Annotated in this window: 21 protein-coding genes; 7 read left to right on the top strand and 14 right to left on the bottom strand. The window is 67.0% G+C overall.

Translation table 11 applies throughout. The features are described 5' to 3' along the window. Positions 1-44 precede the first annotated feature (44 nt). From lspA to murJ, 4 genes are all read right to left on the bottom strand, one after another. Positions 45-545, bottom strand: coding sequence for a signal peptidase II (gene lspA, locus JNG39_RS02040; RefSeq protein ID WP_368309366.1), 501 nt, complete (start codon positions 543-545; stop codon positions 45-47). A 72-nt stretch (positions 546-617) separates the two neighbouring features. After that, complete coding sequence (gene ileS / locus JNG39_RS02035; protein ID WP_368309365.1) at positions 618-3479, bottom strand: isoleucine--tRNA ligase; 2862 nt, start codon at positions 3477-3479, stop codon at positions 618-620. Between the two features lie 40 nt (positions 3480-3519). After that, the gene (locus tag JNG39_RS02030; protein WP_368309364.1) at positions 3520-4476 is read right to left on the bottom strand and encodes a bifunctional riboflavin kinase/FAD synthetase; all 957 of its coding nucleotides are present in this window, start codon (positions 4474-4476) and stop codon (positions 3520-3522) included. A 99-nt stretch (positions 4477-4575) separates the two neighbouring features. After that, a complete protein-coding gene (gene murJ, locus JNG39_RS02025; protein ID WP_368309362.1) occupies positions 4576-6183 on the bottom strand; it encodes a murein biosynthesis integral membrane protein MurJ in 1608 nt (535 codons plus the stop codon). A 201-nt stretch (positions 6184-6384) separates the two neighbouring features. On the opposite strand from murJ, the gene rpsT reads away from it, so the two are divergent. Further along, positions 6385-6648: a 30S ribosomal protein S20 gene (gene rpsT / locus JNG39_RS02020; protein WP_144911158.1), complete on the top strand. Its 264-nt coding sequence runs from the start codon at positions 6385-6387 to the stop codon at positions 6646-6648. A 173-nt stretch (positions 6649-6821) separates the two neighbouring features. Here the strand turns inward: rpsT and cgtA are convergent, their stop codons facing one another. The 4 genes from cgtA to JNG39_RS02000 all read right to left on the bottom strand — a co-directional run bounded on the left by cgtA (position 6822) and on the right by JNG39_RS02000 (position 9502). Beyond that, on the bottom strand, positions 6822-7889 hold the full coding sequence (cgtA, locus tag JNG39_RS02015; protein WP_368309361.1) for an Obg family GTPase CgtA: 1068 nt from the start codon (positions 7887-7889) through the stop codon (positions 6822-6824). 215 nt (positions 7890-8104) lie between these two features. Continuing rightward, entirely contained in the window at positions 8105-8362 is a 258-nt protein-coding gene (gene rpmA, locus JNG39_RS02010; RefSeq protein WP_072321611.1) for a 50S ribosomal protein L27, read from the bottom strand. 20 nt (positions 8363-8382) lie between these two features. Next, on the bottom strand, positions 8383-8697 hold the full coding sequence (rplU, locus tag JNG39_RS02005; protein WP_144911165.1) for a 50S ribosomal protein L21: 315 nt from the start codon (positions 8695-8697) through the stop codon (positions 8383-8385). A gap of 307 nt (positions 8698-9004) precedes the next feature. Beyond that, positions 9005-9502 (bottom strand): DUF2059 domain-containing protein, encoded by a 498-nt coding sequence (locus JNG39_RS02000; protein ID WP_368309360.1) that lies wholly within the window; start codon positions 9500-9502, stop codon positions 9005-9007. Positions 9503-9695: 193 nt separating this feature from the next. Between JNG39_RS02000 and uvrA the strand changes: the two genes are divergently transcribed. From uvrA to JNG39_RS01980, 4 genes are all read left to right on the top strand, one after another. Beyond that, positions 9696-12614, top strand: coding sequence for an excinuclease ABC subunit UvrA (gene uvrA / locus JNG39_RS01995; protein ID WP_368309358.1), 2919 nt, complete (start codon positions 9696-9698; stop codon positions 12612-12614). Then, a complete protein-coding gene (locus tag JNG39_RS01990) occupies positions 12611-13051 on the top strand; it encodes an acyl-CoA thioesterase (protein ID WP_368309356.1) in 441 nt (146 codons plus the stop codon). Before uvrA ends, JNG39_RS01990 begins: the two co-directional genes overlap by 4 nt. A gap of 173 nt (positions 13052-13224) precedes the next feature. Beyond that, entirely contained in the window at positions 13225-14679 is a 1455-nt protein-coding gene (locus tag JNG39_RS01985; RefSeq protein WP_368309355.1) for a DUF4139 domain-containing protein, read from the top strand. Positions 14680-14712: 33 nt separating this feature from the next. Continuing rightward, the gene (locus tag JNG39_RS01980) at positions 14713-15471 is read left to right on the top strand and encodes an enoyl-CoA hydratase/isomerase family protein (RefSeq protein WP_368309354.1); all 759 of its coding nucleotides are present in this window, start codon (positions 14713-14715) and stop codon (positions 15469-15471) included. Here the strand turns inward: JNG39_RS01980 and JNG39_RS01975 are convergent. The 6 genes from JNG39_RS01975 to lgt all read right to left on the bottom strand — a co-directional run bounded on the left by JNG39_RS01975 (position 15455) and on the right by lgt (position 21010). Next, positions 15455-16405, bottom strand: a complete 951-nt coding sequence (locus JNG39_RS01975; protein WP_368309353.1) for a Nudix family hydrolase — start codon at positions 16403-16405, stop codon at positions 15455-15457. The two genes, JNG39_RS01980 and JNG39_RS01975, sit on opposite strands and share 17 nt — an antisense overlap. Beyond that, the gene (locus JNG39_RS01970; RefSeq protein ID WP_247373917.1) at positions 16402-16890 is read right to left on the bottom strand and encodes a dihydrofolate reductase; all 489 of its coding nucleotides are present in this window, start codon (positions 16888-16890) and stop codon (positions 16402-16404) included. Before JNG39_RS01970 ends, JNG39_RS01975 begins: the two co-directional genes overlap by 4 nt. Positions 16891-17122: 232 nt before the next feature. Then, complete coding sequence (locus JNG39_RS01965; RefSeq protein ID WP_368309352.1) at positions 17123-17755, bottom strand: TetR/AcrR family transcriptional regulator; 633 nt, start codon at positions 17753-17755, stop codon at positions 17123-17125. Between the two features lie 61 nt (positions 17756-17816). Continuing rightward, positions 17817-18986, bottom strand: a complete 1170-nt coding sequence (locus tag JNG39_RS01960) for an MFS transporter (protein ID WP_368309350.1) — start codon at positions 18984-18986, stop codon at positions 17817-17819. 289 nt (positions 18987-19275) lie between these two features. Continuing rightward, positions 19276-20172, bottom strand: coding sequence for a thymidylate synthase (gene thyA, locus JNG39_RS01955; protein ID WP_368309349.1), 897 nt, complete (start codon positions 20170-20172; stop codon positions 19276-19278). 19 nt (positions 20173-20191) lie between these two features. Then, positions 20192-21010: a prolipoprotein diacylglyceryl transferase gene (gene lgt, locus JNG39_RS01950; protein WP_368309348.1), complete on the bottom strand. Its 819-nt coding sequence runs from the start codon at positions 21008-21010 to the stop codon at positions 20192-20194. Positions 21011-21138: 128 nt separating this feature from the next. Here lgt and JNG39_RS01945 point away from each other — a divergent pair, with 128 nt between their 5' ends. After that, positions 21139-23118, top strand: coding sequence for an alpha/beta hydrolase family protein (locus JNG39_RS01945; protein ID WP_368309347.1), 1980 nt, complete (start codon positions 21139-21141; stop codon positions 23116-23118). 101 nt (positions 23119-23219) lie between these two features. After that, positions 23220-26141, top strand: a complete 2922-nt coding sequence (locus JNG39_RS01940; protein WP_368309346.1) for a TonB-dependent receptor — start codon at positions 23220-23222, stop codon at positions 26139-26141. Positions 26142-26143: the final 2 nt, after the last annotated feature.

The following is a 26143-nucleotide window of genomic DNA, read 5'->3' as shown; positions in this document are numbered from 1 at the left end:
TGGGAGCGGACCGAGTCCGCGAACCTACGGAGCGGATGGTTCGATCAGGGCGCCTTCTGCGAACCGGAAAACAGGCTGAACACGATCAGCGCCACCGCCCCCACGCTGATGGCCGAATCGGCCACGTTGAAGACGGGGAACGGGTAGCTGCCGATGAACACCTGGATGAAATCGGTCACCTTCGCCGCGTGCAGGCGATCGATGAGATTGCCCAGGGCACCGCCGACGATGAGGGCCAGGGGCAAGGCCGTGCGCCAGTCGCCGCGCGGGGTACGGGCGAGCCAGACGCTGAGGACGGCGCTGATGCCCACCGCCAGCAGGGCGAAGAACCAACGCTGCCAACCGGCACTGTCGGCCAGGAAGCTGAACGCGGCGCCCGTATTGAAGGTGAGGGTCCAGTTGAGCAGGCCCGGGATCACCGGATGCGGGGTTTCGGCGGGCTGCAGGGACGTCAACGCCCACCACTTGGTGAGCTGGTCGAGCACGATCATGGCGGCGGCGAGCCACAGCCAGGACAGCGCGTTGGGTTTGGGGCGTACGGTCATTCGGTCAGGCCATCGAAGGTGGAGTCGGCCCGCGCCGCTCGGGCGGCACGGGCCACGGGTGGTCGTCGCCGATCAGAACCAGCGGCGGTCTTCGCCCTGCCCCACCACGTTCTCGACGCAGCGGCCACAGATCTCCGGATGGGCGGGCTCGACGCCGACGTCCGGACGGTGGTGCCAGCAACGAACGCACTTGGTGTCGTCGTTGACGCTGGCCGAGACGTAAACCTCGGCACCGTCGACCTCCACGCGTTCCGCCGATGCCGGACGGCCGTCGAGGGGGGCCAGCACCACGTCGGAGGTGATGAAGAAGAACCGCAACTCGCTCGCCGACTCGGCCAGCGCCGTCTGCGTGGGAAGATCCGCATGGACGGTCAGCGTGGCGTCGAGCGACGCGCCGATCTGGCCGGCCTTGCGCATTCCCTCGAGCACGCGGGACGCGGTATCGCGAATCGCCAGCAGGTGGCTCCACCAGGCGCGGGCGTCCGCATCCTGGCGTACGTCGAGGCCGTCGTAGAAGGTCTCGAACAGCACCGATTCCTCGCGCGTGCCGGGCAACTGCTGCCAGATCTCCTCGGCCGTGAAGCTCATGATCGGCGCGATCCAGCGCACCATCGCCTCCGCGATGCGATACATGGCGCTCTGCGCGCTGCGACGACCGCGGCTGTCGGTCGGCATCGTGTAGAGGCGATCCTTCGTGACGTCGAGATACAGCGCGCCCAGTTCGTTGGTGCAGAAGTTCTGCACGCGCTGCACGATCTCGGGGAAGTCGTAGCGCTCGTAGGCCGCGACGATCGCCGCCTGCACGTCGGCCGCCTGCTGCACGGCCCAGCGGTCGAGTTCGACGCAGGCCTCGGTGGCGAGCAGGTGCTTGTCCGGGTCGAACCCGTCGAGGTTACCGAGCAGGAAGCGTGCCGTGTTGCGCACGCGGCGGTAGGTGTCCGTCACGCGCTTGAGGATTTCGTCCGACAGCGCCATCTCGTTGCGATAGTCGGTGGAGCAGATCCACAGGCGCAGGATGTCGGCGCCCAGGGTCTTCATGATCTCCTGGGGCTCGATGCCGTTGCCCAGCGACTTGGACATCTTGCGGCCCTGCGCGTCCACGGTGAAACCGTGGGTGAGCACGTGGTCGTACGGCGCCCGGCCATGGATGGCGGCCGAGGTGAGCAGCGACGACTGGAACCAGCCGCGATGCTGGTCGGAACCCTCCAGGTACATCACCTTGTATTCGGAGGCCTCGCCGGCCTGCAATTCGGGACGGGCGCCGATCACGGCGAAGTGGCTCACGCCGGAGTCGAACCAGACGTCGAGCACGTCGGTCACCTTTTCGTAGCGATCGGCGTCGTCGCCGATCAGCTCGCGCGCATCGAGCGCGAACCACGCATCGATGCCTTCGTGCGCCACCTTCTGCGCCACCTTCTCCATCAGCGCGACGGAGTCCGGATGCGGCTCGTGGGTGACCTTGTCGACGAACAGCGTGATGGGCACACCCCAGGTGCGCTGGCGCGAGATGCACCAGTCGGGACGGCCGTCGACCATGCCCGCGATGCGCTCTTCGCCCCAACCCGGCACCCAGCGCACGCTCTTGATCGAGCTGAGCGCGGTGCGGCGCAGGTCGGCCTGTTCCATGCCGATGAACCACTGCGGCGTGGCCCGATAGATGACCGGCGTCTTGTGGCGCCAGCAATGCGGATAGCTGTGGGTGAGCTTGGCGAAGGCCAGCAGCACGCCGCGCGAGCGCAGCAGCTCGACGATGACGTCGTTGGCCTTCCAGATGTGCTGCCCGGCGAGCGCGGTATCCGGCTCCACGAACGGCACCTCGGGACGGTAGACGCCGCGGCCGTCCACGTAGTTGAGCGTGCCGATACCGTAATGCAGCCCCACGGCGAAGTCTTCCGCGCCATGGTCGGGCGAGGTGTGCACGGCACCGGTGCCGTCGTCGGCCGACACGTGGTCGCCGAGGATCAACGGCACCTGCTTGTCGTAGAAGGGGTGGCGCAACGGCTTGTTCTCGAGCACGGCGCCCTGCACGCGGCCGAGCACGTTCACCGACTCGACGCCATAACGGGCGAGCGCCTTCTCGGCGAGCGCCGAGGCGATCACCAGCAGCACGCGACGGCCGTCGCGCGACGGCCCTTCGACCAGCGCATATTCGATGTCGCCACCGAGCGACACGGCCTGGCTGGAGGGCAAGGTCCACGGCGTGGTGGTCCAGATGGGCACGGCCACGGTGGCGTCACCGACGTCCACGCCGAAGTCGACGCCGATGTCCTTCGGATAGACGGCGTCGTAGGCCACGTCGACGGCCGGCGAGGTACGCTCGGCGTATTCGATCTCCGCCTCGGCCAGCGCCGAACCGCAATCGAAGCACCAGTAGACCGGCTTGGCGCCGCGCACCACGTGACCGTTGGCCACGATGCGCGCGAGCGCGCGGATCATGTCGGCCTCATAGGTGAAATCGAGGGTGCGATACGGCTTTTCCCAGTCGCCGAGCACGCCCAGGCGCTTGAAGTCGGTGCGCTGCAGGTCGATCTGCGCCAGCGCGTATTCGCGGCACTTCTGGCGGAAGGCGGCGGCGTCGAGCTTGTCGCCCGCCTTGCCGAACTTCTTCTCGATGGCGATCTCGATGGGCAGGCCATGGCAATCCCAGCCCGGCACGTAGGGCGCGCGGTAGCCAGCCATCAGCTTGGACTTGACCACGACGTCTTTCAGCACCTTGTTGACCGCGTGGCCGAGGTGGATGACGCCATTGGCGTACGGCGGGCCGTCGTGCAGCACGAACACCTTGTCGCGGCCGGCGGTCTTCTCCTGGATCTGCGCATAGCGGCCCACGCGCTCCCACCCGGCCAGCCATTCCGGCTCGCGCTTGGGCAGGTCGCCGCGCATGGGGAACGCGGTCTGCGGCAGATTGATGGTGTGCTTGTAGTCCTGGGTCATCGCTGGCAACCGTGGGTTTCTCGAAAAGGCGCGAGGCGCCTCATGCATTGACAAGAATGGGGTTCATCCCAAGGGCCTGCCGCGCGTCGATCTCGTCCTGGCGCATCTGCACCGTGAGGGCGTCGAGATCGTCGAACTTCGCTTCGTCCCTGAGCTTCCGCACGAATTCCACGCCGATGCGCTGGCCGTAGAGATCGCCGGAGAAATCGAACAGGTGGGCTTCGAGCAGGGGTTCGCGCACTTCGTTCACCGTGGGCCGGAACCCAAGGCTGGCCACGCCGGGCCAGCTGCATGGACCGTCGCCGATGCCGATGCGCACCGCGAAAATGCCCTGGATGGGGCTCACGCGCTCACGCAGGTGCACGTTGGCCGTGGGGTAGCCCAGCGTGCGGCCGAGCTGCTGGCCATGCTCGACGTGACCGTCGATGACGAAGGGCCGTCCCAGGAGCGTGGCGGCGTCGGCGAAGCGGCTTTCCGCGAGCAAGGCGCGCACCCGCGACGAGGACACGCGCTCGCCGTCCACGACCACGGGTGCGACCGCGTGGGCGGTGAAGCCCAGCTCGGCGCCCATGCGCCCCAGCAGCGCGAAGTCGCCACCGCGGCGATGGCCGAAGCGGAAATCCTCGCCCACCCACACCTCGCGGGCGGCCATCCGGCCGACGATCACGCGGCGCACGAAATCCTCGGCCGACATCTCGGTGAGCGCCTTGTCGAAGCGCAGGGAGAGCAGTTCGCGGATACCCGCCGCGCCCATGCCCTCGGCCTTCTCCCGCATGCCCGAGAGGCGCGGCACCGGGTCGGCGGAGAAGTAGGCGCGCGGCAACGGCTCGAAGGTGATCACGGCGGGCGCTAGGCCACGTTCCCCGGCCCGGCGGCGCACCTCGGCGAGGATCGCCTGGTGCCCGAGGTGAAGTCCGTCGAATGCGCCGATCGCGACGATGCTGCCCTCGGGCGCGAGGCAGGGGCCGTCGACGTCGCGATGGAGTCGCAGGGTCATGCGCGGGCGTCCTGGGATCGATGCGGAATAAAAGCCATCGGGCCAGTATAGCGGCCCCATTGCGCCGCACAATGCGGCGTACGTGCCGCCATCGGGTTCTCAACGCGCGCGCAGGTCGCGCAACCGGAATCCCATGGCGAACAGCGCCGCCAGGTAGGCCCCGCCGCCGGCACCGACCAGCACGGCCAGGCGCCAGACCCGCTCCCACTTCTCGACGTCGCTCCATTCCGGCCAGACGTGCAGGCCCGCGAGCAGCACGATCACCATGGCCGCGCAGGCCGCACCGAGACGAACCAGGTGACGGCTCCAGCCCGGCTGGAGGGTGTAGACCCCCGCCTTGCCCAACCAGCGCCAGAGCAGCGCGAGATTGAGGTAGCTGGCCAGCGCACTGGCCATGCCCAGCGCCATATGCAGGCCGGGAATGACGGAAAGCGCCTCGAACCACGAGCCGGCCTTCTGCGCGGGCGTGGCCCAGAGAAAGAACAGCAGGGCGAGGAAGATCACGTTGAAGACCATGTTGAACACCAGGGACGCGACGCCCGCGCGCACCGGCGTCTTCGTGTCCTTGCGGGCGTAGAAAGCGGGCAGCACCACTTTCACCAGGGCGAAGGCCGGCAGACCGAAGCTCAGCGCCGAGATCGACAGCGACGCCATCTTCGTGTCGAAGGCCGTGAAGCGCCCATGCTGGAAGATCGTCGCCACCAGCGGCACGGAGAGGATCATCAGCGCGAACATCGCCGGCACGGCGATCAGCAGCGCGGTGCGCAGGCCCCAGTCGAGGGCCTTGGAGAAACCGTCCTTGTCGGTGGCCACGTGGTGGCGCGAGAGCGAGGGCAGGATCACCGTGCCCAGGGCCACGCCGAACACGCCCAGCGGCAACTCGAGGAAGCGGTCGGCCTGCGACAGCCAGCTCTGCGAGCCGGCGATCAGCAGCGACGCGATGATGGTATCGAGCAGCAGGTTGATCTGCGCCACCGACGAGCCGAACAGCGTCGGCACCATCAGGCCCATGATCCGGCGCACGTCGGGCGAGCTCCAACCCCAGCGAGGGAGGGCCAGCAGGTCGAGCTGGCGCAGTGCCGGAAGCTGGAAGAGCAGCTGCAGCGCGCCCGCGACGAGGATCGCCCAGCCCATCGCCATGATCGGCGTGTGCAGCTTCGGCGCCAGCCACAGCGCGCCGGCGATCATGCACAGGTTGAGGATCACCGGCGTCAGCGCCGGCAGGCCGAATCGGTGGAAGCTGTTCAGCGCGCCCCCGCACAGGGCCGTGAGCGAGACGAAGAGCAGGAACGGAAAGGTCAGGCGCAGGAGGTTGACCGTGAGGTCGAACTTCTCCGGCGCATCCACCGCGCCCGGGGAGAACAGCGCGGTGACCTGGGGAGCGAAAAGGATGCCGAGCGCCACGACCAGCAGCAGCACGCCGCCCAGGGTCCCCGAGGTACGGGCCATCAGCGCCTTGAGATCGCCATGGGGGCGCGTCTCCTTCACCTCGGTGAACACGGGGACGAATGCCGTGGAGAACGAGCCCTCCGCGAACAATCGACGCATGAAATTGGGAATGCGGAAGGCGACCCAGAAAGCGTCGGTGGCGGCATTGGCACCGAACGAGGCGTTGATCGCCATGTCGCGGACCAGGCCGAGCACGCGGGAGACCATGGTCATGCCGCTGAAGGACAGCATGCCGCGAAGGAGGCTGGGGGTTTTCATCCGTGCCGTGGGTACCGGGGTAAACCGCTAGTTTGACAAAGCCGGGCTGGCAGCGGACAGTCTCGCCTCTGGTTTTTTCGGGGCGCGTCGCGCCCTCCGCCCGAGGGGTCGTTCACGCGGCCCCTAACCTATTGACGCAGCCTCGTTTTGGCTCCACAATGGGTGTCTTTTTTAAAACCCACCGAACACTGGAGCTTTACCTTGGCCAACATCAAGTCCGCGAAGAAGCGTGCGCGTCAGTCGGAGCAGCGCCGGCTGCGCAACGTCAGCGCGCGTTCCATGGTGCGTTCCGCACTGAAGAAGGTCGTCAAGGCGATCGACGCCAAGGATAAGGCAGCGGCCGTCACGGCCTACGCCGTCGCCGTGCCGGTCATGGACCGCTACGCCGCCCGCGGCCTGATCCACAAGAACAAGGCCGCTCGCCACAAGAGCCGCCTGAACGCGAAGATCCGCGACCTGGCCTGATCGCCTGCGCGACATCGCTGTGTACGAAAAAGCCGGCGCAAGCCGGCTTTTTCTTTGCCCGCCGAAGGCGGGCTTCGCCGATGCGATCCGCTCCCACCCCTTCGGTAGGCAGGCCCCGAAAGCTCTGCTACCGAAGGGGTGGGAGCGGATCGCATCGGCGAATCAAGATCACCTCACTCCCCACGCATGCGAACGTCGTCCGCCGCATCGGTACGCTCGCGCATGGCCGCGCGCTCGGCGTCGAAGAACTGCTGCACCTTGAGGCAGACGTCCCAGGTACCGACCTGCCCGGCCGCCGAAACCAGGAACCACGGCGCCTTCCATTCCAGCCGCGCCACGATATCGGCGGCGGCCGCCTGAAGCTCCTCCTCGTCGGAGAAGACGTCGGACTTGTTGATCACCAGCCAGCGCGGACGCTCGACCAGCTCATCGTCGAAGCGCTCCAGCTCGCTCTCGATGGTACGCACCTGCTCCACCGGGTCGGAACCGTCGATGGGCTGGATGTCGACCACATGCAGCAGCAGGCTGGTACGCGCCACGTGACGGAGGAACTGGATACCCAGCCCCGCCCCTTCGGCCGCCCCCTCGATGATGCCTGGGATGTCGGCGATCACGAAGCTCTGGTCGGTACCCACGCGCACCACGCCCAGGTTCGGGTGCAGCGTGGTGAACGGATAGTCCGCCACGCGCGGCGTCGCTGCCGACACGGCGCGAATGAAGGTGCTCTTGCCCGCGTTGGGAAAGCCCAGCAGACCCACGTCGGCCAGCAGGCGAAGCTCGAGCTTGAGGTCGCGTACGTCGCCAGGCGTACCCGGGGTCGCCTTGCGCGGCGCCCGATTCACCGAGCTCTTGAAATGAATATTGCCGAGGCCGCCTCGACCACCCTGCGCCACCTTGAGACGCTGGCCGTGGGACGTGAGGTCGCCGATGACCTCATCGGTGTCGACGTTGGTCACCACGGTGCCTACCGGCACGCGCACCTCGGTGTCTTCACCGCCCTTGCCGTACATCTGGCTACCCATGCCGCCCTGCCCGCGCTGCGCCTTGAACGAGCGCTGGTGACGGAAGTCGACCAGGGTATTGAGGCCTTCGTCGGCCACCAGCCAGACCGAGCCGCCGTCGCCGCCGTCACCGCCGTCGGGGCCACCGAACGGGATGAACTTTTCGCGACGGAAGCTCACGCAGCCGTTGCCGCCGTCACCGGCGTGGACTCGAATCTGGGCTTCATCGACGAATTTCATGGGGCAACCTATGGGCGTGAACAGTGAGCAGTAGAGTGAACAGTGAGCCATGGGCCGCGAGCGGCGAAACGTGAGCCGCAGCCCATCCCAGGAATGACGCCGGCAGGTGACGGCATGGGTCACTGCCTCCTGTTCACGGCTTACTTTTCACTGTTCATGCAAAAACGAAAAGCCCCGCCATGGGGCGGGGCCTTCGCTATCGCGTCGGAAGAGGCTTACGCCTGGACGACGTCGACGAACTTGCGGCCCTTATCGCCGCGGGTCTTGAACGACACGGTGCCGTCGACCAGCGCGAACAGGGTGTGGTCGCGGCCGAGGCCGACGCCCACGCCGGCGTGGAACTTGGTGCCACGCTGACGAACGATGATGTTACCGGCTTCGACAGCCTGACCGCCGTAGATCTTCACGCCGAGGTACTTCGGGTTCGAATCGCGACCGTTGCGGCTGGAACCTACGCCTTTTTTATGTGCCATGACTCATATCCTCCGGCGACTCAGGCGTTGATGCCCGTGATCTCGATTTCGGTGTAGTGCTGACGATGTCCCTGCGTGCGCTTGTAGTGCTTGCGACGACGGAACTTGACGATGCGGATCTTATCGGCGCGGCCGTGGGCGCGGATCTTCGCGCTGACGGTGGCACCGGCGACCAGCGGGGCGCCGACGGTGATCGACTCGCCTTCGCCGACGAGGAGGACCTCATCGAACGTGAAGGTGGCATCGACTTCGGCGGGGAGCAGCTCGACGCGCAGGACTTCGCCCTGCATCACGCGGTACTGCTTGCCACCGGTCTTGATGACTGCGTAGCTCATGGTGGTTTCCTGATTATGTAGTTCTTCTCGGGTGTTGCGGGTGTTACGAACCGCGAATTATAGCGGGAGGGGAAAGGTGAGGTCAATCAGGTGGTTAAGGTGAGGCAGCGGCCGGCGGCCAACAGTCGCCACGCCAAAAAATCAAGCGAAAACAAACAATTGCATCGCCGCCGCTCCTGCATCAGCAGGAGCCCAGCGCCGTGTAGCCGGGTTTCGCGACGAGTTGCCCACGAAAAGCCGATGGAAGGACCTCGCGCAAACCGGATTCGAGGCGCTGGGTTCCTGCGTTCGCAGGACCGACGTGCGGCTACTTGCCGGGCGCCGGCTTGGTCGCGCCGCCCGTGGCCGGGCACTGGCCCTGGGCGTTCAGCGTGCCCTGCCCCTGCAGCTGCTTGATCATCTGCTGGCCGCGCTCCTGCCCCCAGGTCTTGCCGATCTGCATGCCCTCGGCCATGGTCGCCGGCATCTCGCGGATCACCTTCTGGCCGGTGGGGGTGCTGTAGAACTTGAGCAGTTCGTCGATTTCCTTGTCGCTAAAGTGCTTCTGGTAAACCGGCACCATGCGCCCGATCAGCTGGTTGGTGGCGTTCTGGTCGACGAAGCCCTGCCAGTAGCTGGCCGGCACGCAGGGCAGCGCCGTCTGCATCACGCCCGCCATCTGGCTGTTCATCTGGCTCAGCATCCGTCCCATGCCCACGACTTCCATCAGCTTGCGCACCTGCTGCTCGCTCGGCTGCGCCGCCATGGCCTGTCCCGTGCACACCGCCAGCAGGAGGCCTGCCGCAACCGCTGTCCGTTTACGCATGGATATACCTCGTATGGGAATGTCGCCCCTCCCCGGGGCGTCGACATGGTAGCGGGGGCGGACATCCAGGGGTAATCCCCGGCCAGATCGGCGCCCTCGGCAAAGAACTTGTGAAGACCGGGCAAAAGCCGAGGTGACGGGAGGGCTTTACACCCTTGGTATAGTCGTCGTTTTCCCCCACATACGTCGGCACATGGACAGCATTCGCATCCGCGGCGCCCGCACGCACAATCTCAAGAACATCGACCTCGACCTCCCGCGTGACAAGCTCATCGTCATCACGGGGCTGTCCGGGTCCGGCAAATCCTCGCTGGCCTTCGACACCATCTATGCCGAAGGCCAGCGTCGTTACGTCGAGTCACTGTCGGCTTATGCCCGGCAGTTCCTCTCGATGATGGAAAAGCCGGACGTGGACACCATCGAAGGCCTTTCCCCGGCCATCTCGATCGAGCAGAAGTCGACGTCCCATAACCCCCGCTCCACCGTCGGCACGATCACCGAGGTGTACGACTACCTGCGCCTGCTCTACGCGCGCGTCGGTACGCCCCGCTGCCCGAACCACGGCACGCCCCTCGAGGCGCAGACCGTGAGCCAGATGGTGGACACCGCCATGGCGCTCGACGCCGACAAGCGCTGGATGCTCCTGGCCCCGGTGATCCGCGAGCGCAAGGGCGAGCACGTGCAGGTGTTCGAGCAACTGCGCGCGCAGGGCTTCGTGCGCGCCCGCGTCGACGGCGAGGTCTACGACCTCGACGCCGTGCCGCCCCTCACCCTGCGCCAGAAACACACCATCGAGGCGGTGATCGACCGTTTCCGCCCGCGCGACGACATCAAGCAACGCCTGGCCGAATCCTTCGAGACCGCCCTGCGACTGGGCGACGGCATCGTCGTGCTGGTGGACATGGACGACGCGAAGGCGCCCGAGCAGCTGTTCTCGTCGCGCTATTCCTGCCCGTTGTGCGACTACTCGCTGCCGGAGCTCGAGCCGCGCCTGTTCTCGTTCAACTCGCCGGTCGGCGCCTGCCCCACCTGCGACGGCCTGGGCGTCACCCAGGTGTTCGACCCCGCGCGCGTGGTCGGCCATCCGGAACTGAGCCTCGCCGGTGGCGCGATCCGCGGCTGGGATCGTCGCAACGCGTACTACTACCAGATGATCGTCTCGCTGGCGAAGCACTACGGCTTCGATCCGGAGACGCCGTGGCGCCAGCTGCCGAAGTCGGCGCAGAACGCCGTGCTCAACGGATCGGGCAAGGAAGTCATCCCCTTCCGCTACCTCACCGACCGCGGCGGCAAGGTCACCCGCGAGCACAAGTTCGAAGGCATCCTGCCCAATCTCGAACGTCGCTACCGCGAGACCGAATCGGCGGCCGTGCGCGAAGAGCTGGCGCGTTACATTTCCGATCACCCCTGCCCCGACTGCGGCGGCCAGCGCCTGAATCCCTCGGCGCGCAACGTGTTCGTGGCCGACAAGGCGATTCCCGAACTCACCTCGCTCGCCATCGACGTGGCCCTCGATTTCTTCGCCAAGCTCAAGCTCGCCGGCTGGCGCGGCGAGATCGCGGTGAAGATCGTCAAGGAGATCCGCGAGCGCCTTACGTTCCTCAACGACGTGGGCCTGAACTACCTTACCCTCGACCGCCAGGCCGACTCCCTGTCCGGCGGCGAGGCGCAGCGCATCCGTCTCGCCAGCCAGATCGGCGCGGGTCTCGTCGGCGTGATGTACGTGCTCGACGAGCCCTCCATCGGCCTGCACCAGCGCGACAACGAGCGCCTGCTGGGCACGCTCACCCGCCTGCGCGACCTGGGCAACACGGTGATCGTGGTGGAACACGACGAGGACGCCATCCGCGCGGCCGACCACATCCTCGACATCGGCCCGGGCGCCGGCGTGCACGGCGGCGACATCGTCGCCGAGGGCACGCTGGCCCAGGTGCTGAAATCCCCGCGTTCGGTCACCGCCAAATACCTCACGGGCGAACGCGGCATCGAGGTGCCGACGAAACGGCGCGAGGCGCGCGACGGCCAGTGGCTGGAACTGAAAGGCGCTACCGGCAACAACCTCAAGGACGTCGACCTGCGCGTGCCCATCGGCACGTTCACCTGCGTCACGGGCGTCTCCGGCTCGGGCAAGTCCACGCTGATCAACGACACGTTCTATCGCATCGCCGCGATGGAACTCAACGGCGCCAGCGAGCAGCCCGCACCGTACGAATCGATCGAGGGCCTGAACCTCTTCGACAAGGTGGTGGACATCGACCAGTCGCCGATCGGCCGCACGCCTCGCTCGAACCCGGCCACCTATACCGGCCTGTTCACGCCGCTGCGCGAACTCTACGCCCAGGTGCCCGAGGCGCGTTCGCGCGGCTACACGCCGGGGCGCTTCAGCTTCAACGTGCGCGGCGGACGATGCGAGGCCTGCGAAGGCGACGGCATGATCAAGGTGGAGATGCACTTCCTCCCGGACGTGTACGTGCCGTGCGACGTCTGCCACGGCAAGCGCTACAACCGCGAAACGCTCGAGGTGCTCTACAAGGGCCACACCATCGCCGACGTGCTCGACATGACGGTGGAAGACGCGTTCAAGCTGTTCGAGAACGTGCCGGTGATCGCGCGCAAGCTCGAAACCCTGCGCGCGGTCGGTCTCGATTACATCAAGCTCGGACAGAGCGCCACCACGCTGTCCGGCGGCGAAGCGCAGCGCGTGAAGCTGTCCAAGGAACTCTCCAAGCGCGACACGGGCAGCACGCTCTACATCCTCGACGAGCCCACCACCGGCCTGCACTTCCACGACATCGAGCAGTTGCTCGACGTGCTGCACAAGCTCGTCGAGCACGGCAATACGGTGGTGGTGATCGAGCACAACCTCGACGTGATCAAGACCGCCGACTGGCTGGTCGACCTCGGCCCCGAAGGCGGTGCCGGCGGCGGCCGGATACTCGTCAGCGGCACGCCGGAAACCGTCGCCGCCACGAAGGCCTCGCACACCGGCCGCTTCCTCCTGCCCCACCTGAAACCCGCCAAGCCCGTCGTCGCGAAGCCCGCGCCGGCGAAGAAGGCGGCCACCAAGGCCGCTCCGGCCAAGAAGACCGCGAAGAAGAAAAGGACCGCATGAGCACCGAAGCCTCGACCACGCCCGCACCGATCCCCGTTTTCATCACGCCGATGGACGTGCGCTGGCAGGACCTCGACGCCTACAACCACGTCAACAACGCGAACTACCTGGTCTACCTCCAGGAAGCCCGCCTCAAGTGGCTGATGCAGCTTCCGGAGCAGTGGTACAGCCCGGCCGCCGCACCGGTGATGGCGCATAGCGAGATCAATTACCGCCTGCCCATCGAATGGCCGGCCGACGTGCAGGTGGAGCTTTACGTGAACCGCATGGGCACGAGTTCGATGACGGTTGGCCATCGTATCGTCGATTCGAACGACGCCACCCGTGTGCACGCCGACGGCAGCGTCACCATGGTGTGGATCGACACCAAGAGCGGTCGGCCGGTGCCGATGCCGCAGGTGATCCGCGATGCGGTGGCGGAAGCGGAAAAAGGCTGAGGCACCCCGATTCGCCGATACGATCGGCTCCCACCCTTCGCCAGGAAGTTCACTACCGAAGGGGTGGGAGCCGATCGTATCGGCGAACCCGCGGCAGCGGGCACATTCGCGACGACTCTCCATTCATGTCTCCCCGGTATGATCCCCGCACGGGCATACAAGGAGAGACTTACATGCGTCGCACCCTCGCACTGGCGATCGCCCTCGGCATCGCCCTTCCCGCCGTCGCCGCCGATGAGCGCACCACGCTCACCCTCTACCGCGCCGACAACGACCAGCTCTTCGCCACCGACGGCCGGGCCGTGTCCGGCGATGGCTATGCCGTGGTCCACGAGCGCCGCGCGTTCGATCTCAAGGGCGGCACGCAGGATCTCTCCATCGACGGCCTGCCTTCCGCACTCGACAGCGAGGCGTTGAGCCTGCGCTTTCCCGGCAAGGGCACGCGCGTGGTATCGCAGCGCCTGATGCTGGGCCAGGGTTTCGACGCGGCCGTATCCGGTCTCGCGGGGCAAAACGTCACCGTGGTCGGCACGAACGGCCAACCCATCGCCAGCGGCACGCTGGTGCACGGCGGCGATCCGCTGGTGATCCGCGACGCCGGCGGCGCCACCAACCTGGTGAAGGATTACGCCGCCCTGCGCGTTTCCGGTACGGCCGATATCGCGCGCGGCTCCACGCTGCAGGTCCGCGTCGCGGGAGCATCGGCCGGCCGGAGCACGGCACAGCTCGACTACCCCACCTCCGGCCTGGGCTGGCGAGGCGCCTATGTGGCGACGATCGCGCCGGGCAGCACCTGCCGCATGGACTTCGACGCCTCGGCCAGCATCGCCAACCGCAGCGGCCGCGACTGGAAGGACGTCTCGCTGAAGCTGATCGCCGGCGACGCCAACCGCGCGAAGTCGGCGCCGCAGCCGCGCATGTTCAAGGGCATGGTCGCCGCCGCGCCGATGGCGGCGAGCATGGACGCCATGCCCGAGCAGGCCACGCTCGGCGACCTGCGCACCTACACCCTGCCCGCCGCGGTGGACCTCCCGGACGGCAGCGTCACCCAGACCCCGCTGTACGATCGCCATACCATCGATTGCGAGCGCGACGCCGTGTACGACACGCAGATGCGCTACTACAACTCGCCACCCCGCCTCGAGCGCGACATCGGCATGCCACCCAGCACGCCCATCGTGTCCACGGTGCGCTTCAAGGCCTTCGACAGCCTGCCCGCCGGTTACGTGCGCGTACTCACCGCCGATCGCGACGGCAATGCCGAACTGCTCGGCGAAGGCCGTCTCGACGATACGCCGAAGAACAAGGACGCCACCGTCACGCTCGGCAACGCGTTCGACCTCACGGCCACGCGCGAGCAGACGTCGTTCGCGGCGAGCGTGGCCGACCATCGGATGGACGAAGGCATGCGCATCACGCTCAACAACGCGAGCGACGCGAGCCGCACCGTCACGGTGCGCGAGCATCCCAACCGCTGGCGCGCCTGGACGCTCACCTCGTCGTCGGCCAAGCCGACGAAGAACACGCCCGACGGACTGGAGTTCAAGGTCGATGTGCCCGCCCACGGTACGGCCACGCTCGATTACGCCGTACGCTATACCTGGGCCGCCACCGACCTTCCGCAGTAAGCGGCCCTACCCTTCACCCTCCCGGACACGCCCATGCTCGACATCCTTCTCCACGACGGCGACATCCACGAAATCCGCCTGGCCCGCGCCCCGGTGAACGCCATGGACATGGCCCTCGTGACCGCATTGCGCGAGGCCGTGGAAAACGCGCCCGCCAACGGCGCGCGAGGCATCGTGATTTCCGGCGCGCAAGGCATGTTTTCGGCCGGGGTGGACGTACCCGCCCTGATCCAGCGCGACCGGGACGGGGTGGCCGGGTTCTGGAACGCGTTCTTCGCCATGTGCGGGGCGGTGGCCGCCTCGCCCGTGCCGACGGTTGCCGCCATCACCGGCCACAGCCCGGCCGGCGGCGCCGTGCTGTCGCTGTTCTGCGATTACCGCGTCATGGCGCACGGCGTGTACAAGATCGGCCTCAACGAGGTGCAGGTCGGCATTTCGGTGCCCGAGCCGATCCAGTACGCCATGCGCCGCATCGTCGGCGCTTACCGTGCCGAGCGCCTGCTCGTGGCCGGGGCGATGGTCGACGCCGAGCAGGCGCACGCCATCGGCCTCGTCGACGAACTGGCGGCGGTGGAGCAGGTGGTCACGCGCGCCGTGCTGTGGCTGGGCGACCTGCTGAAGCTGCCGCCCAAGGCCATGCTTCGCACGCGGGCCATCGCCCGTGCGGATCTCGTGGCGATGTGGGGCGATACGTCGGGGCTGCTCGATCCGGGGTTCATCGACGATTTCTTCGGCGAAGAAACGCAGTCCGTACTGAACGCGCTCGTCGCCCGCCTCAAGGCACCGAAGTAAGACCATCGCCGAAGCCGCGGATGCCAGCCACCCCCTGCCCCGCATGCATCCGTGCCACCGCTGCATCGTGGGGGCCAACGCCACCCAACGCGAACACCGGCAACGACGACGCCTCGACGAGCTTGGCGAACCGCGGCCACCCCAGCGGCTCCGCATCCGGGTGACTCGCCGTGGTCATCACAGGCGATAGCGTGGCGAAATCGCAGCCCAGGCGCGAGGCCAGGGCAAGTTCCCCGGCGTCATGGCATGACGCCGCCACCCATTGCGACAGCGGTAACGGCCGGCCATCGAGTTCGCGAAGTTGCGCCGCCGACAGATGCACGCCCAGCCCCAGGTCGCGGGCGCCTTCGATGTCGCGATTGAGCAGCATCGACGCACCGAAACGATGCAGATCGGGAAGCAGGAGGGCCGCCCCCGCGCGCGCCTGCGTGAGCGGCATCGAAGGCAACCGCCACTGGACGAGCCGCTCTCCCCGGGCCAAGGCCACGCGAACGTGCGTGATGGCTGCATCCACGGAGAGATCGGCCGGGGTAATCGGGTAATGCTCGGGAAGCCGCAGCGCGGCGAGGATGGGCCGATCGGCGGGCGCCAGCATCGCGGGATCGACGTCGCGCGGATCGCGCCATGCGATCGCCGCCGCATCGAGGGCGGCGGGCTCGCCACTCCACGCTCGCACCACCAGGGCATCCAGGCACATGGCCCGTTCGCCATACGACCACGGAATGCGGATCAGGGGCTCGAACGACAACGGATCGACGGCGATGCCCAGTTCCTCGTCCAGCTCACGCTCCAGCGCCGCGGCGGTATCTTCGCCGGGCTCGAGCTTGCCGCCGGGAAACTCCCACAGGCCCGCCAGGTGCTTGCCCGGCGGACGCTGCGCAATGAGGATGCGGCCGGCACCGTCCACCAACACGCCGGCGGCGACGTGCATCATCCGTTGTAGACGTACTTGACCATGTCGAATGCGTGCGCGTGGTCCTTGTCCTTCTGGTGATGGATGCGCGACACCTCGGTCCAGTGCTTGAAGTCGATGCCGGGGAAGAACACGTCGGCACCCTCGAACTTGCCGTCCACCCAGGTCAGGTACAGCTCTTTCGCATAAGGCAGCGCCTCGCGGAAGACTTCGCCGCCACCGATGACCATCAGGCCCGTATGACCGCAGCTGGCCTGCGCTTCGGTCACCGAGCGCACGGTGATCTGGCCGGGAAACGGCGCCTCGCCCTTGCGCGACAGCACGTAGTTGACGCGATCCGGCAGGGCGCGGCCGATCGACTCGGCGGTCTTGCGCCCCATGAGCACCGCCCTGCCCACCGTCAGTTCCTTGAAGTACTTCAGGTCGTCAGGCAGGTGCCAGGGCAACCCCCCCTGTTTGCCGATGGCAAAGTTTTCGTCGAGCGCGGCAACCAGGTGAACAGCCATGGAACTTCCTTTGCGTGAAATCGAGAGGTGCGTGCCGACATGCGGACGGCGCGTTGCGGATGGTAGTCCCCTATGGCCTCTGGTGAAACAGCCGCCACCCGGGATCAGCGGCATCTTCGCGCAGCGCCGCTCTACATTCCGTCAACCCTACGATTTATCGAAGGTTTTTACGCGATCGCGCCACGGGAGGTCGCCGGCATGCCGCGGGAACGACGGTGCCGCCCGGTCGATGTCATCGCGCCCGGCGCTTGGATCGTATCGATGCGGCGTCCCACGCGGCCATGACCTGCGTGATGCCCCCTTCCACGACGCTCAGGCCGACGCCGTCCCGCGCGAGCACGGACACCCCTAGCAGGAAGGCATCGAAGACCGCCGCCAACGCGCGAGGATGGGTGTCGGCGGCCAGCTCGCCGGCGTCGATGCCACGCTGGGCGCACGCGGCGAATCCCGCCCGGGTGCGCGAACGCGAGCGCGTCAACGCATCGCTGACCGACGCGTGCTCTTCCGACGGCGCGCTCATGACGCCCAGGCCCACCATGCAGCCTTTGGGGTGGTGTCGCTCGTACTGCATTTTCGCGGAACGTCGCAGGGCCGTCTCGACGGCTTCCCGCGGCGCCAGGGCCTCGTCCCACAGGCATTCCGTGACCCGTGCATACGTGTCCAGGTAGCGCCGGGCGCATTCCTGAAACAATGCTTCCTTGGAGCCGAATGCCGCATAGAAGCTGGGTGCGGAAATCCCGCCACCGATGGCTGCCTTCAACTGGCTCAGCGACGTCGCCTCGAATCCGTTCTGCCAGAAGAGGTCCAGGGCTTCGTCGATCGCCTTGTCGCGATCGAACCCTCGCGGTCGCCCCATCACGGCCATGCATGCCTCCGTCCGTTCGATCAGGCTTTCATACTACTCGATACACAAGTTGGCCGCAGGGTCAGTGGTCATACACCGGCTCATGCACGTGACGCGTGCCGGCGCGGAAGCCTCGCGCCCGCGCCAGCCAGGCGATGGCGAAAGCGACGGCCAGCAGCGCCACCATCAGCGGCGGAAGCGATGCCGGTCCGAAGGCTTGCAACGCGGCACCCCCAACCAGCCCGCCGCCGGCGATCGCGCCGTTCCATGCCATGACGTTCATCGACAGGGCGACATCGGCCCCGTCGCCCGCGTTGTCGGCCAGTGCGGTCTGCAGGAAGGTGGCGGCGCCACCGAAGGTCAGGCCCCACACCGCCGCGCCGGCATATATCACCACCGGCGAATGCGCCGCCCAGGCGAATGCCAAGGCGACCAGCGCGAATCCCCCCAGGCTCGCCAGAACGGATGGACGCAGATGCCGATCCACCAGGCGTCCGGCGACGCCGATGGCGGCCAGCGAGGTCAAGCCGAACGTGAACAGCACGGTGTCCACCTGCCCGGCCAGGCCCGCCTGGGCCGCGAAGGGAGCGATGTAGGTGTAGAGGATGTTGTGCGCGAGCATCCACGCCACGACCACGCCGAGCACCGGCCGCACGCCCGGCGTGGTGAACACCCGGCGCAAGGGAATCCGCCGCTCGCTGGCTTGCCCCGGGTAATCCGGGACCTTGGCGAGCACCCAGCCGATGAGGACGAGGGTCAGCGACGATGCCGCGACGAACGCGCTGCGCCATCCGATGCGCGCGCCGAGCCACGTCCCGAGCGGCACGCCCAACGAGAGCGCGATGGGCGTGCCGACCATTGCCACCGCCAGCGCCTTGCCCTGCTGTACCGCCGGAACCATGCGCCGGGCGTATCCCGCCAACAACGACCAGCCCAACCCCGCCGCCATGCCGGCGAGAAAACGTGCGACGAGGGTCAACGGAAAACTCGACGATATCGCCGTGATCGAGTTGAAGGCGAGGAAACCAAACACTGTCAGGAGAAGGACGTTGCGCCGGCGCCACCGTTGCGTGGCCACGGTCAACGGAATCGCCGCCACGATGGATCCCAGCGCATACGCCGTGACGACCTGGCCGGCCAACGAGGTCGATACCGCCAGACCCTTCGCGATCTGGGGCAGCAGGCCCGCTGGCAATGTCTCGGTGACGATGCACAGGAAGCCGGTCATGGCGAGCGCCAGGAGCGCCGACACCGGCAAACGAACGTTTCCATCGGCGGGCGACGGGGAAGTCAAAGGTTTCAAGGTAGTCACTCGATTCGCGGCGGGAGTCAGGCGCCGGTTGACCCGTCCACACCTCAACATTAATACCAATCAGTACATATATTGGCGAAAAGATACCCCGCCGGGGCGGGGTATGTCGGCACGTCCGCTGGGCGCGATCGACCGCGCCTTACATGTGTACCAGTCGATACATTAATCAGCGAGACCCGTGCTTGTCAACGAACGTGGGTGGATGACCTCGCGCCGCATGGATGTCACCTCAGACGGCGACGTCCGCCTTGATGGACGGGTGCGGCGCGTAGCCCGACAGTTCGAAATCCTCGATCCGGTAGTCGTCGATCGACGAGGCCCTGGCGTGGAGCTTAAGCGTCGGCATGTCCCGGGGCTCACGCGAGAGCTGCAGTTTCGCCTGCTCCAGGTGGTTCAGATACAGATGCACGTCGCCGCCGACCCAGATCAGTTCGCCCGGTTCGAGCTGTGCCTGCTGCGCCACCATCAGCAGCAGCGCCACGGCGCCGACCCAGTTGAACGGCGCGCCCAGCAGCAGATCGCAGCTGCGCTGGAACAAGAGCAGGCTCAGCTTGCCGGCCGTGTCGACGTGGAACTGGTAGACCATGTGACAGGGCGGAAGCGCCATGTCCTGGATGTCCGAGACGTTCCAAGCGTGGAACAGCATGCGCCGGCTGTATGGGTTTTCCCGCAGCGTCTTGATCAGGCCCTGGATCTGATCGTGCTCGACGCCGTCGGCGCCCTGCCACCTGCGCCACTGTTTTCCGTACACCGGGCCGAGATCGCCCCATGTCCGGGCGAAGGCCTCGTCATGGACGATGCGGTCTTCGAAATCCTCCTGGGCGACCGCTTCGCCCGTTTCCTTGCGGAATCGCGCGAGGGGCCAGTCGGTCCAGATGCGGACGCCCGCCTGCAGCAGCGGACGAATGTTCGTCTCGCCGCTCAGGAACCAGAGCATTTCCTTGACCGCCAGTTTCCAGTGGACTTTCTTGGTGGTGAGGATCGGAAACTCGCCCCTGCCCACGTTGAACCGGGCAAAGGCACCGAAGACGGACAACGTGCCGACGCCGGTACGATCGATGCGGCGATCGCCCTCCTCCAGCACTCGGGACATGAGGTCGAGGTATTGGAACTCGGGATGGCGCATCGGGGGCCTCGCGAACGTATCAGTGGGCTGCCGGCGCCGTCGGCGCGTAAGGCGCCCGTCGCGACATGATCAGAAGGAGGATGCCCACCGCGATGAGCGGCAGCGAGAGGATCTGGCCCATGGTGACCCAGCCGAATGCGAGGTAACCCAGCTGCGCGTCAGGCACGCGGACGAATTCGATGGTGAAGCGGAACACGCCGTAGAGCAGCGCGAACAGGCCCGACACGGCATACCGGCGGCGCGGCTTCATGGAGAAGATCCACAGCACCGTGAACATCACCACGCCCTCGAGCGCGAATTCGTACAAGGGGTTGGGATGGCGCGGCAGCGCGTCCGGCGCGTGCGGGAAGATCATGCCGATGGGCAGGTCGGTGGGCTTGCCCCACAGTTCGCCGTTGATGAAGTTGCCCAGGCGGCCCAGGCCCAGGCCCAACGGCACGAGCGGCGCCACGAAATCCACCGCGTCGAAGAATTTTACGCCGTTGCGCCGCGACCACCACAGGCCCGCGGCCAGCACGCCGAGCAGGCCGCCGTGGAAGGACATGCCGCCGTCCCACACGCGGAAGATGGCCAGCGGGTCGGTCCATATCCAGTCGATGGCCGTGTAGAACAGCATGTAGCCCACGCGGCCGCCGACCACCACGCCCATCATCGCGTAGAACATGAGGTCGCCGAAGCGGTCGGCGTTGACCGGCAGGCGCCCCTGGCGGCGGCGGTACTCGCCCAGGGCCCAGCCGCCGAGGAATCCGCCCAGGTACATCAGGCCGTACCAGTGGACCTGGAGGGGGCCGAGCGAAAAGGCGACGGGATCGATGTCGACAACGAAAGGAGCGGTCATGAAGGAACCTGGTCGAAGCAGGCGCACAGTGTAGCGATCTTGCCGGGGCCGGGGGATTCGGCTATATCGGCGGTCAGGCGCCGCCGGGGAGGCTACGCCATGGACGCAAACCAGGGGAAACCGGATCTATGACGCACCCTTTCGTGCGGCCGCTGCTGGCCGCGCTCTGCCTCGCCTTGCCCGCCGCCGCGGCTACCGCCGATACGATCCCGGTGGCTGATTTCGCCCGCCACCAGCCGATGACCTCGCCAAGGCTATCGCCCGACGGCAAGCATTTTTCCGTGGTCTACAACAACGAAGACGGCTTCACCCACGCGATCGCGATCTATGCCATCGACGACCTGCAACGTCCCACGGCCCTGATTCGCCTGCCCCCCTACGACGTACCCGCGCGCATGACATGGGTGAGCGCCAATCGTCTCGTGGTGGCGCGGGGCATACAGGACGGATCCATCGGCCTGGTCAGGTACACCGGCGAACTCATGGCCGTGGACATCGACGGCAAGAATCCCGACTACCTCTACGGCTACGAAAACTACGGCAAGCGCGCCGCCACGCGTTCCACGGATCGCGGCTGGGGCTACATCGACGGGACGCCTCCCAAGGCCAACGGCCACTTTTACATGCGTGCCACCTCGTGGACGGATCGCGACCGCAGCACCCTCTACGACGTGGACGCGAGCAGCGGCGTTCGCCACCAGATGGCGGACATCGGCCTGGGCGAGATGAATTTCGTGGTCGGCGCCGATGGCGTGGCGCGCTTCGCCCACGGCGTCGACAACGACTACAAGTACGTGATCTTCCACCGCAGCGGCGACGGCTGGGCCCGGCTCGGCGACGACATCGCCCGCCAGCAATTCCAGCCGTTCGCCCAGGTCGCCGGCAGCCAGCGCATCTATGCGATGTACAGCCCCCATGGCCGGGGCGGCGAACTGGTCGAGCAGGACGAAGACGGCGGCAATCGCAAGAGTTTGGCGCGGGACGAGTTCAGCACCCTGACCACGGAAGGCCTGTGGACGGCCGCCCCGCTGCGTCCGTTCGGTACGTGGGCGACGAGCGGCGTTCCCAGCGTCACCTATTTCGACCCGAACGAGACGATCTCCAAGCTTCATCGCGCATTGTCCGCCAAGTTTCCCGGCGAGCTCGTGAGCTTCGTCGATTTCAGCGAGGACGGGTCGCAGCTGATGTTCGAGGTGGACAGCGACCGCGATCCGGGCCGCTACATGCTGATCGACACCCACACCTACAAGGTGCGCAGCCTGTTCGCCATCTCGCCATGGCTGGACCCCGCGAAGATGAGCGAACGCCGCCCGATGCGCTTCAAGGCCAGCGACGGCATGGAACTGGAAGCGATCCTCACCTTCCCCAGGGGCAAACCCGAAAGCGGCCTGCCCATGGTGCTGCTGCCGCACGGGGGCCCGCTCGGTATTTCCGACACCTGGTTCTACGACAGGGACGCGCAGTTCCTCGCCAGTCGTGGCTACCTCGTGCTGCAGGTGAACTACCGCGGCTCGGGAAACCGAGGCAGCGCGTTCGAACACGCCGGCTGGCTCAACTGGGGCACGCGCATCCAGGACGACCTGATCGACGGCGTGAAATGGGCCGTCGGGCAACACTACGCCGACGCCGGCCGGGTCTGCGTCTACGGCGGCAGCTTCGGCGGCTATTCGGCCATGATGACCGCGACCCGTGCTCCCGGCCTGTTCAAATGCGCCGTGGGCTACGCGGGCATCTACGATCTCGACATGATGTACAACAAGGGCGACATCAAGGATCGCCAGGTAGGGCGCAGCTACCTCACCCACGTGATCGGCCGCGATGAGGCCGACCTCGCGGCCCATTCGCCCGTGCACCTGGCCGACAAGATCACCGTGCCCGTGCTGCTGGTGCACGGCGAAGACGACCAGCGCGCGCCCTTCGCCCAGTTCAAGGCCATGAAGGCCGCCCTCGACGCCGCCCACAAGCCGTACGAGACCCTCACCAAGGCGGGCGAGCGCCACGGCTTCGTCAAGCCGGAGAACGTGGAAGAGTTCTACACGAAACTTCAGGCGTTTCTCGACCGCAACATCGGCGACGGCGCCCCTGCCACATCCAGGGCGGCACCGTAACCCCCGACAGGACAGTTGCCCGACCCCCGCCGCAGGCGGTATTTTGGGTGGATCGCAAGCCCGGATGCGGGCAGGCGGGGGATCGGGAGGTTTTCGGGGTTATGTACGTCAGTTCCAGGCACGAGCGCCACCTCGGCGGGGGCCGACGGTCGGCGCTGGTGCTGGCACTCGCGGCGTGCCTGCTCGGCGGGCCTGCGAAGGCCCAGGACGAGTCGCCGGCCGCGATGCTCGCGCCAGTCAATGTGACCGTTACCGGTTCGCGCATCCGCGGCATCGACGTGGAAACCGCGCAGCCGGTGTTCGCCATGAACCGCGAGGCAATCAAGGCCACGGGGCTGACCGACCTGGGCGACATCATCGCGCGCATGCCTTCGGCCTCCACGCCCGAAATCACGCCGCAGGATTCGCTTTCCTCCAGCAACGACGCCGGCGGCCGCTACGCAAGCCTGCGCAACCTCGGCGCGGTGCGCACGCTCGTGCTGGTCAACGGCCGGCGCTGGACGAGCAGCCTCGGCGGCCTGACCGACCTGTCCACCATCCCGGTGTCGATCGTCGAGCGCATCGAGGTGCTCAAGGACGGGGCCTCGTCGATCTACGGCTCAGACGCCATCGGCGGCGTGGTCAACATCATCACCACCGACCGCTTCGAAGGCGCGTCGGCCGATGTCCTCTACGGCGTGAACGGCAAGGGCGACGGCACGCGGAAAAACGGCAACTTCACCTGGGGCAAGAGCACCGAACGCGCCTCGATCATCCTCGGTGCCACCTATGAGTATGCCGACGAGCTGCGCGACGACAAGCGCTCGCTCACGCGCTACGCCGACGGCCCGAGGCATCCCGACAGCGGATTCGGCATGGGGCCGTACGGCGGCGTGGTCGATCCGCGCGCGCCCGGCACGCCCGGCGCCGGCGCCTACGGTGCCAACGGCACGTGGGTGCCCAACCGCTACGTGGTCGATCACCCGGGCGGCGCCGTGGGCGATACCGCCGACATCGCGAACTACCATCCCTACGACGCGAACAGCAACGCCGACAAATATTCCACCGCGCGCGACACCACGTTCCGGGCCGGTAGCAAGCTGCGCAACCTGTTCGGCACCGGCCGCTACAACCTCACCGACGACATCGCGCTGCGCGGCATGGCGAGCTATGGCGTGCGCGACTCGCAATGGCGCGCCGCCGGCTATCCGCTGCAAAGCGGTTCGGGACGCATCGACGGCCTGTTCATCGACCCGGACAACGCCTACAACCCCTTCCCCGGTTACCAGACCCCGTTCTTCCGGCGCCTCACGGAAGTGCCCCGCATCACCTGGGCCAAGAACAAGACCCTGCATGCGGACGTCGGCGCGGAAGGCACGTTCCAGTGGGGCGAACGCACCTGGGCATGGGATGCCACCTACGCCTACTCGGAAACCCGCGCCAGTCTCACGACCGGCGGCAACATCGATCTGGCGAACGCGCGCAAGGCCCTGGGACCCACGACGACGATCGACGGCCAGGCTGCCTGCGCCGACGCGGCCGATCGCGCGGCGGGCTGCGTACCCTGGAACATCCTCGCCGGTCCGGGCGGTACGCCCGATTCGGTCTGGCGATACGTGTCCGCCACGGGCAACGCGCGCCAGGTTACCCGTACGAACGACTTCATCGCCAACCTCACCGGTGGCGTGGCCGACCTTCCCGCCGGCACGCTGCGCCTGGCCGGCGGCGTGGAGCACCGCCAGGAAAACGGCCGCTACGATCCCGACGCCGCCGCCTCCGAGGGGCTCACCACGCAGTTGGCCAGCGACCCGACCCACGGCGGCTACATCGTCAACGAGGCATATCTCGAGCTCGATGCGCCGTTGCTGTCCGACCTGCCCCTGGCGCGCGAACTGGCGGTCAACGCCTCGTCGCGCTATTCGCACTACAGCGCTTTCGGCGGCGGCACGCGCAACAAATACAGCTTCCGCTGGAAACCCTTCGACGACCTGCTGCTACGCGGCACCTACGCCGAAGGCTTCCGGGCGCCGACCGTGGCCGACCTCTACGCGGGCAGCGCCGAAAGCTTCGAGAGCTTCCTCGATCCCTGCGACAGCGCGTTCGGCGCGGCCGCCGGCGACGCTGGCGTGCGTGGACGTTGCGCGGCGGCCGGCGTGCCGGCCAACTACCGGCAGATCGACCCCAGCGGTGCCGCGGTGAACTCGTCCACGGGCGGGCAGAATCCGGTGGCGTTCCGCACGGGGGCGAATCCCTCGCTCAAGCCCGAATCGTCGATCACGCGCACCGCTGGCCTGGTGTACAGCCCGGGTTACCTCGATGGGCTCGACCTCACGCTCGACTATTACAAGGTCGACATCCGCGACGTCATCACCCCGATCCTCGCCGGCGACATCCTCAACTTCTGCTACGTGCGCAACGACCCGACGTATTGCGGACGCTTCACGCGCGCGGCCGACGGCCACATCACGGCGCTCGACGAAAGCCTCGCCAACCTCGGCTCGTTGCGCACCGAAGGCTACGATCTCGGCTTGCACTACCGGTTGCCGAGCACGCGCTACGGCGAATTCACCCTGCTGTCCGACAGCAGCTACCTGCAAGATTTCTCGCAGGCATCCAGTGCCGGGGCGACGCCACGCCAGCTCGCCGGCTACATGAACAACCTGCAAGGCCTCTACCGGGTCCGGTCCAATCTTTCGCTCGACTGGAACTGGAAACGCTTCGGCGCCACCTGGACGGTCCGCTATTTCTCGGGGCTGAAGGACGCCTGCTGGTCGGTGACGGAAGAGTGCAACCGTCCCGACGAGACGGACGCGCTCACCGGCGCCAGCGGCGTGAGCCGCAAGGGCTCGGTCGCGTTCCACGATATGCAGTTGCGTTGGCAGGCACCGTGGAACGGCGGCTTCCGCGTGGGCGTCAACAATATCTTCGGACGCAAGGGACCGCTGTATTACGCGGCATCGAGCGCGGGCCAGGGTAGCGCGCCATACAACCCGGCGTTCGACATCGATCGGTATTTTTACGTCGGTTACCAGCAGAAGTTCTAGGT

Source organism: Luteibacter sp. CQ10, assembly GCF_040900725.1.
In the GTDB taxonomy this organism is placed as follows: Bacteria; Pseudomonadota; Gammaproteobacteria; order Xanthomonadales; family Rhodanobacteraceae; genus Luteibacter.
Note: the sequence above shows the minus strand (reverse complement) of the source record. Positions and strands in the feature narration are given on the sequence as shown.

What these genes read in the sequence shown, in the direction of transcription:
- JNG39_RS01940 (WP_368309346.1), top strand. Translation starts at nt 23,220, where the DNA reads ATGTACGTCAGTTCCAGGCACGAGCGCCACCTCGGCGGGGGCCGACGG.
- rplU (WP_144911165.1), bottom strand. Translation starts at nt 8,697, where the DNA reads ATGAGCTACGCAGTCATCAAGACCGGTGGCAAGCAGTACCGCGTGATG.
- cgtA (WP_368309361.1), bottom strand. Translation starts at nt 7,889, where the DNA reads ATGAAATTCGTCGATGAAGCCCAGATTCGAGTCCACGCCGGTGACGGC.
- JNG39_RS01965 (WP_368309352.1), bottom strand. Translation starts at nt 17,755, where the DNA reads ATGGCCGTGATGGGGCGACCGCGAGGGTTCGATCGCGACAAGGCGATC.
- JNG39_RS01970 (WP_247373917.1), bottom strand. Translation starts at nt 16,890, where the DNA reads ATGGCTGTTCACCTGGTTGCCGCGCTCGACGAAAACTTTGCCATCGGC.
- JNG39_RS01985 (WP_368309355.1), top strand. Translation starts at nt 13,225, where the DNA reads ATGCGTCGCACCCTCGCACTGGCGATCGCCCTCGGCATCGCCCTTCCC.
- JNG39_RS01975 (WP_368309353.1), bottom strand. Translation starts at nt 16,405, where the DNA reads ATGATGCACGTCGCCGCCGGCGTGTTGGTGGACGGTGCCGGCCGCATC.
- lgt (WP_368309348.1), bottom strand. Translation starts at nt 21,010, where the DNA reads ATGACCGCTCCTTTCGTTGTCGACATCGATCCCGTCGCCTTTTCGCTC.
- murJ (WP_368309362.1), bottom strand. Translation starts at nt 6,183, where the DNA reads ATGAAAACCCCCAGCCTCCTTCGCGGCATGCTGTCCTTCAGCGGCATG.
- uvrA (WP_368309358.1), top strand. Translation starts at nt 9,696, where the DNA reads ATGGACAGCATTCGCATCCGCGGCGCCCGCACGCACAATCTCAAGAAC.
- ileS (WP_368309365.1), bottom strand. Translation starts at nt 3,479, where the DNA reads ATGACCCAGGACTACAAGCACACCATCAATCTGCCGCAGACCGCGTTC.
- thyA (WP_368309349.1), bottom strand. Translation starts at nt 20,172, where the DNA reads ATGCGCCATCCCGAGTTCCAATACCTCGACCTCATGTCCCGAGTGCTG.
- JNG39_RS01980 (WP_368309354.1), top strand. Translation starts at nt 14,713, where the DNA reads ATGCTCGACATCCTTCTCCACGACGGCGACATCCACGAAATCCGCCTG.
- JNG39_RS02030 (WP_368309364.1), bottom strand. Translation starts at nt 4,476, where the DNA reads ATGACCCTGCGACTCCATCGCGACGTCGACGGCCCCTGCCTCGCGCCC.
- JNG39_RS01945 (WP_368309347.1), top strand. Translation starts at nt 21,139, where the DNA reads ATGACGCACCCTTTCGTGCGGCCGCTGCTGGCCGCGCTCTGCCTCGCC.
- lspA (WP_368309366.1), bottom strand. Translation starts at nt 545, where the DNA reads ATGACCGTACGCCCCAAACCCAACGCGCTGTCCTGGCTGTGGCTCGCC.
- JNG39_RS02000 (WP_368309360.1), bottom strand. Translation starts at nt 9,502, where the DNA reads ATGCGTAAACGGACAGCGGTTGCGGCAGGCCTCCTGCTGGCGGTGTGC.
- rpmA (WP_072321611.1), bottom strand. Translation starts at nt 8,362, where the DNA reads ATGGCACATAAAAAAGGCGTAGGTTCCAGCCGCAACGGTCGCGATTCG.
- JNG39_RS01990 (WP_368309356.1), top strand. Translation starts at nt 12,611, where the DNA reads ATGAGCACCGAAGCCTCGACCACGCCCGCACCGATCCCCGTTTTCATC.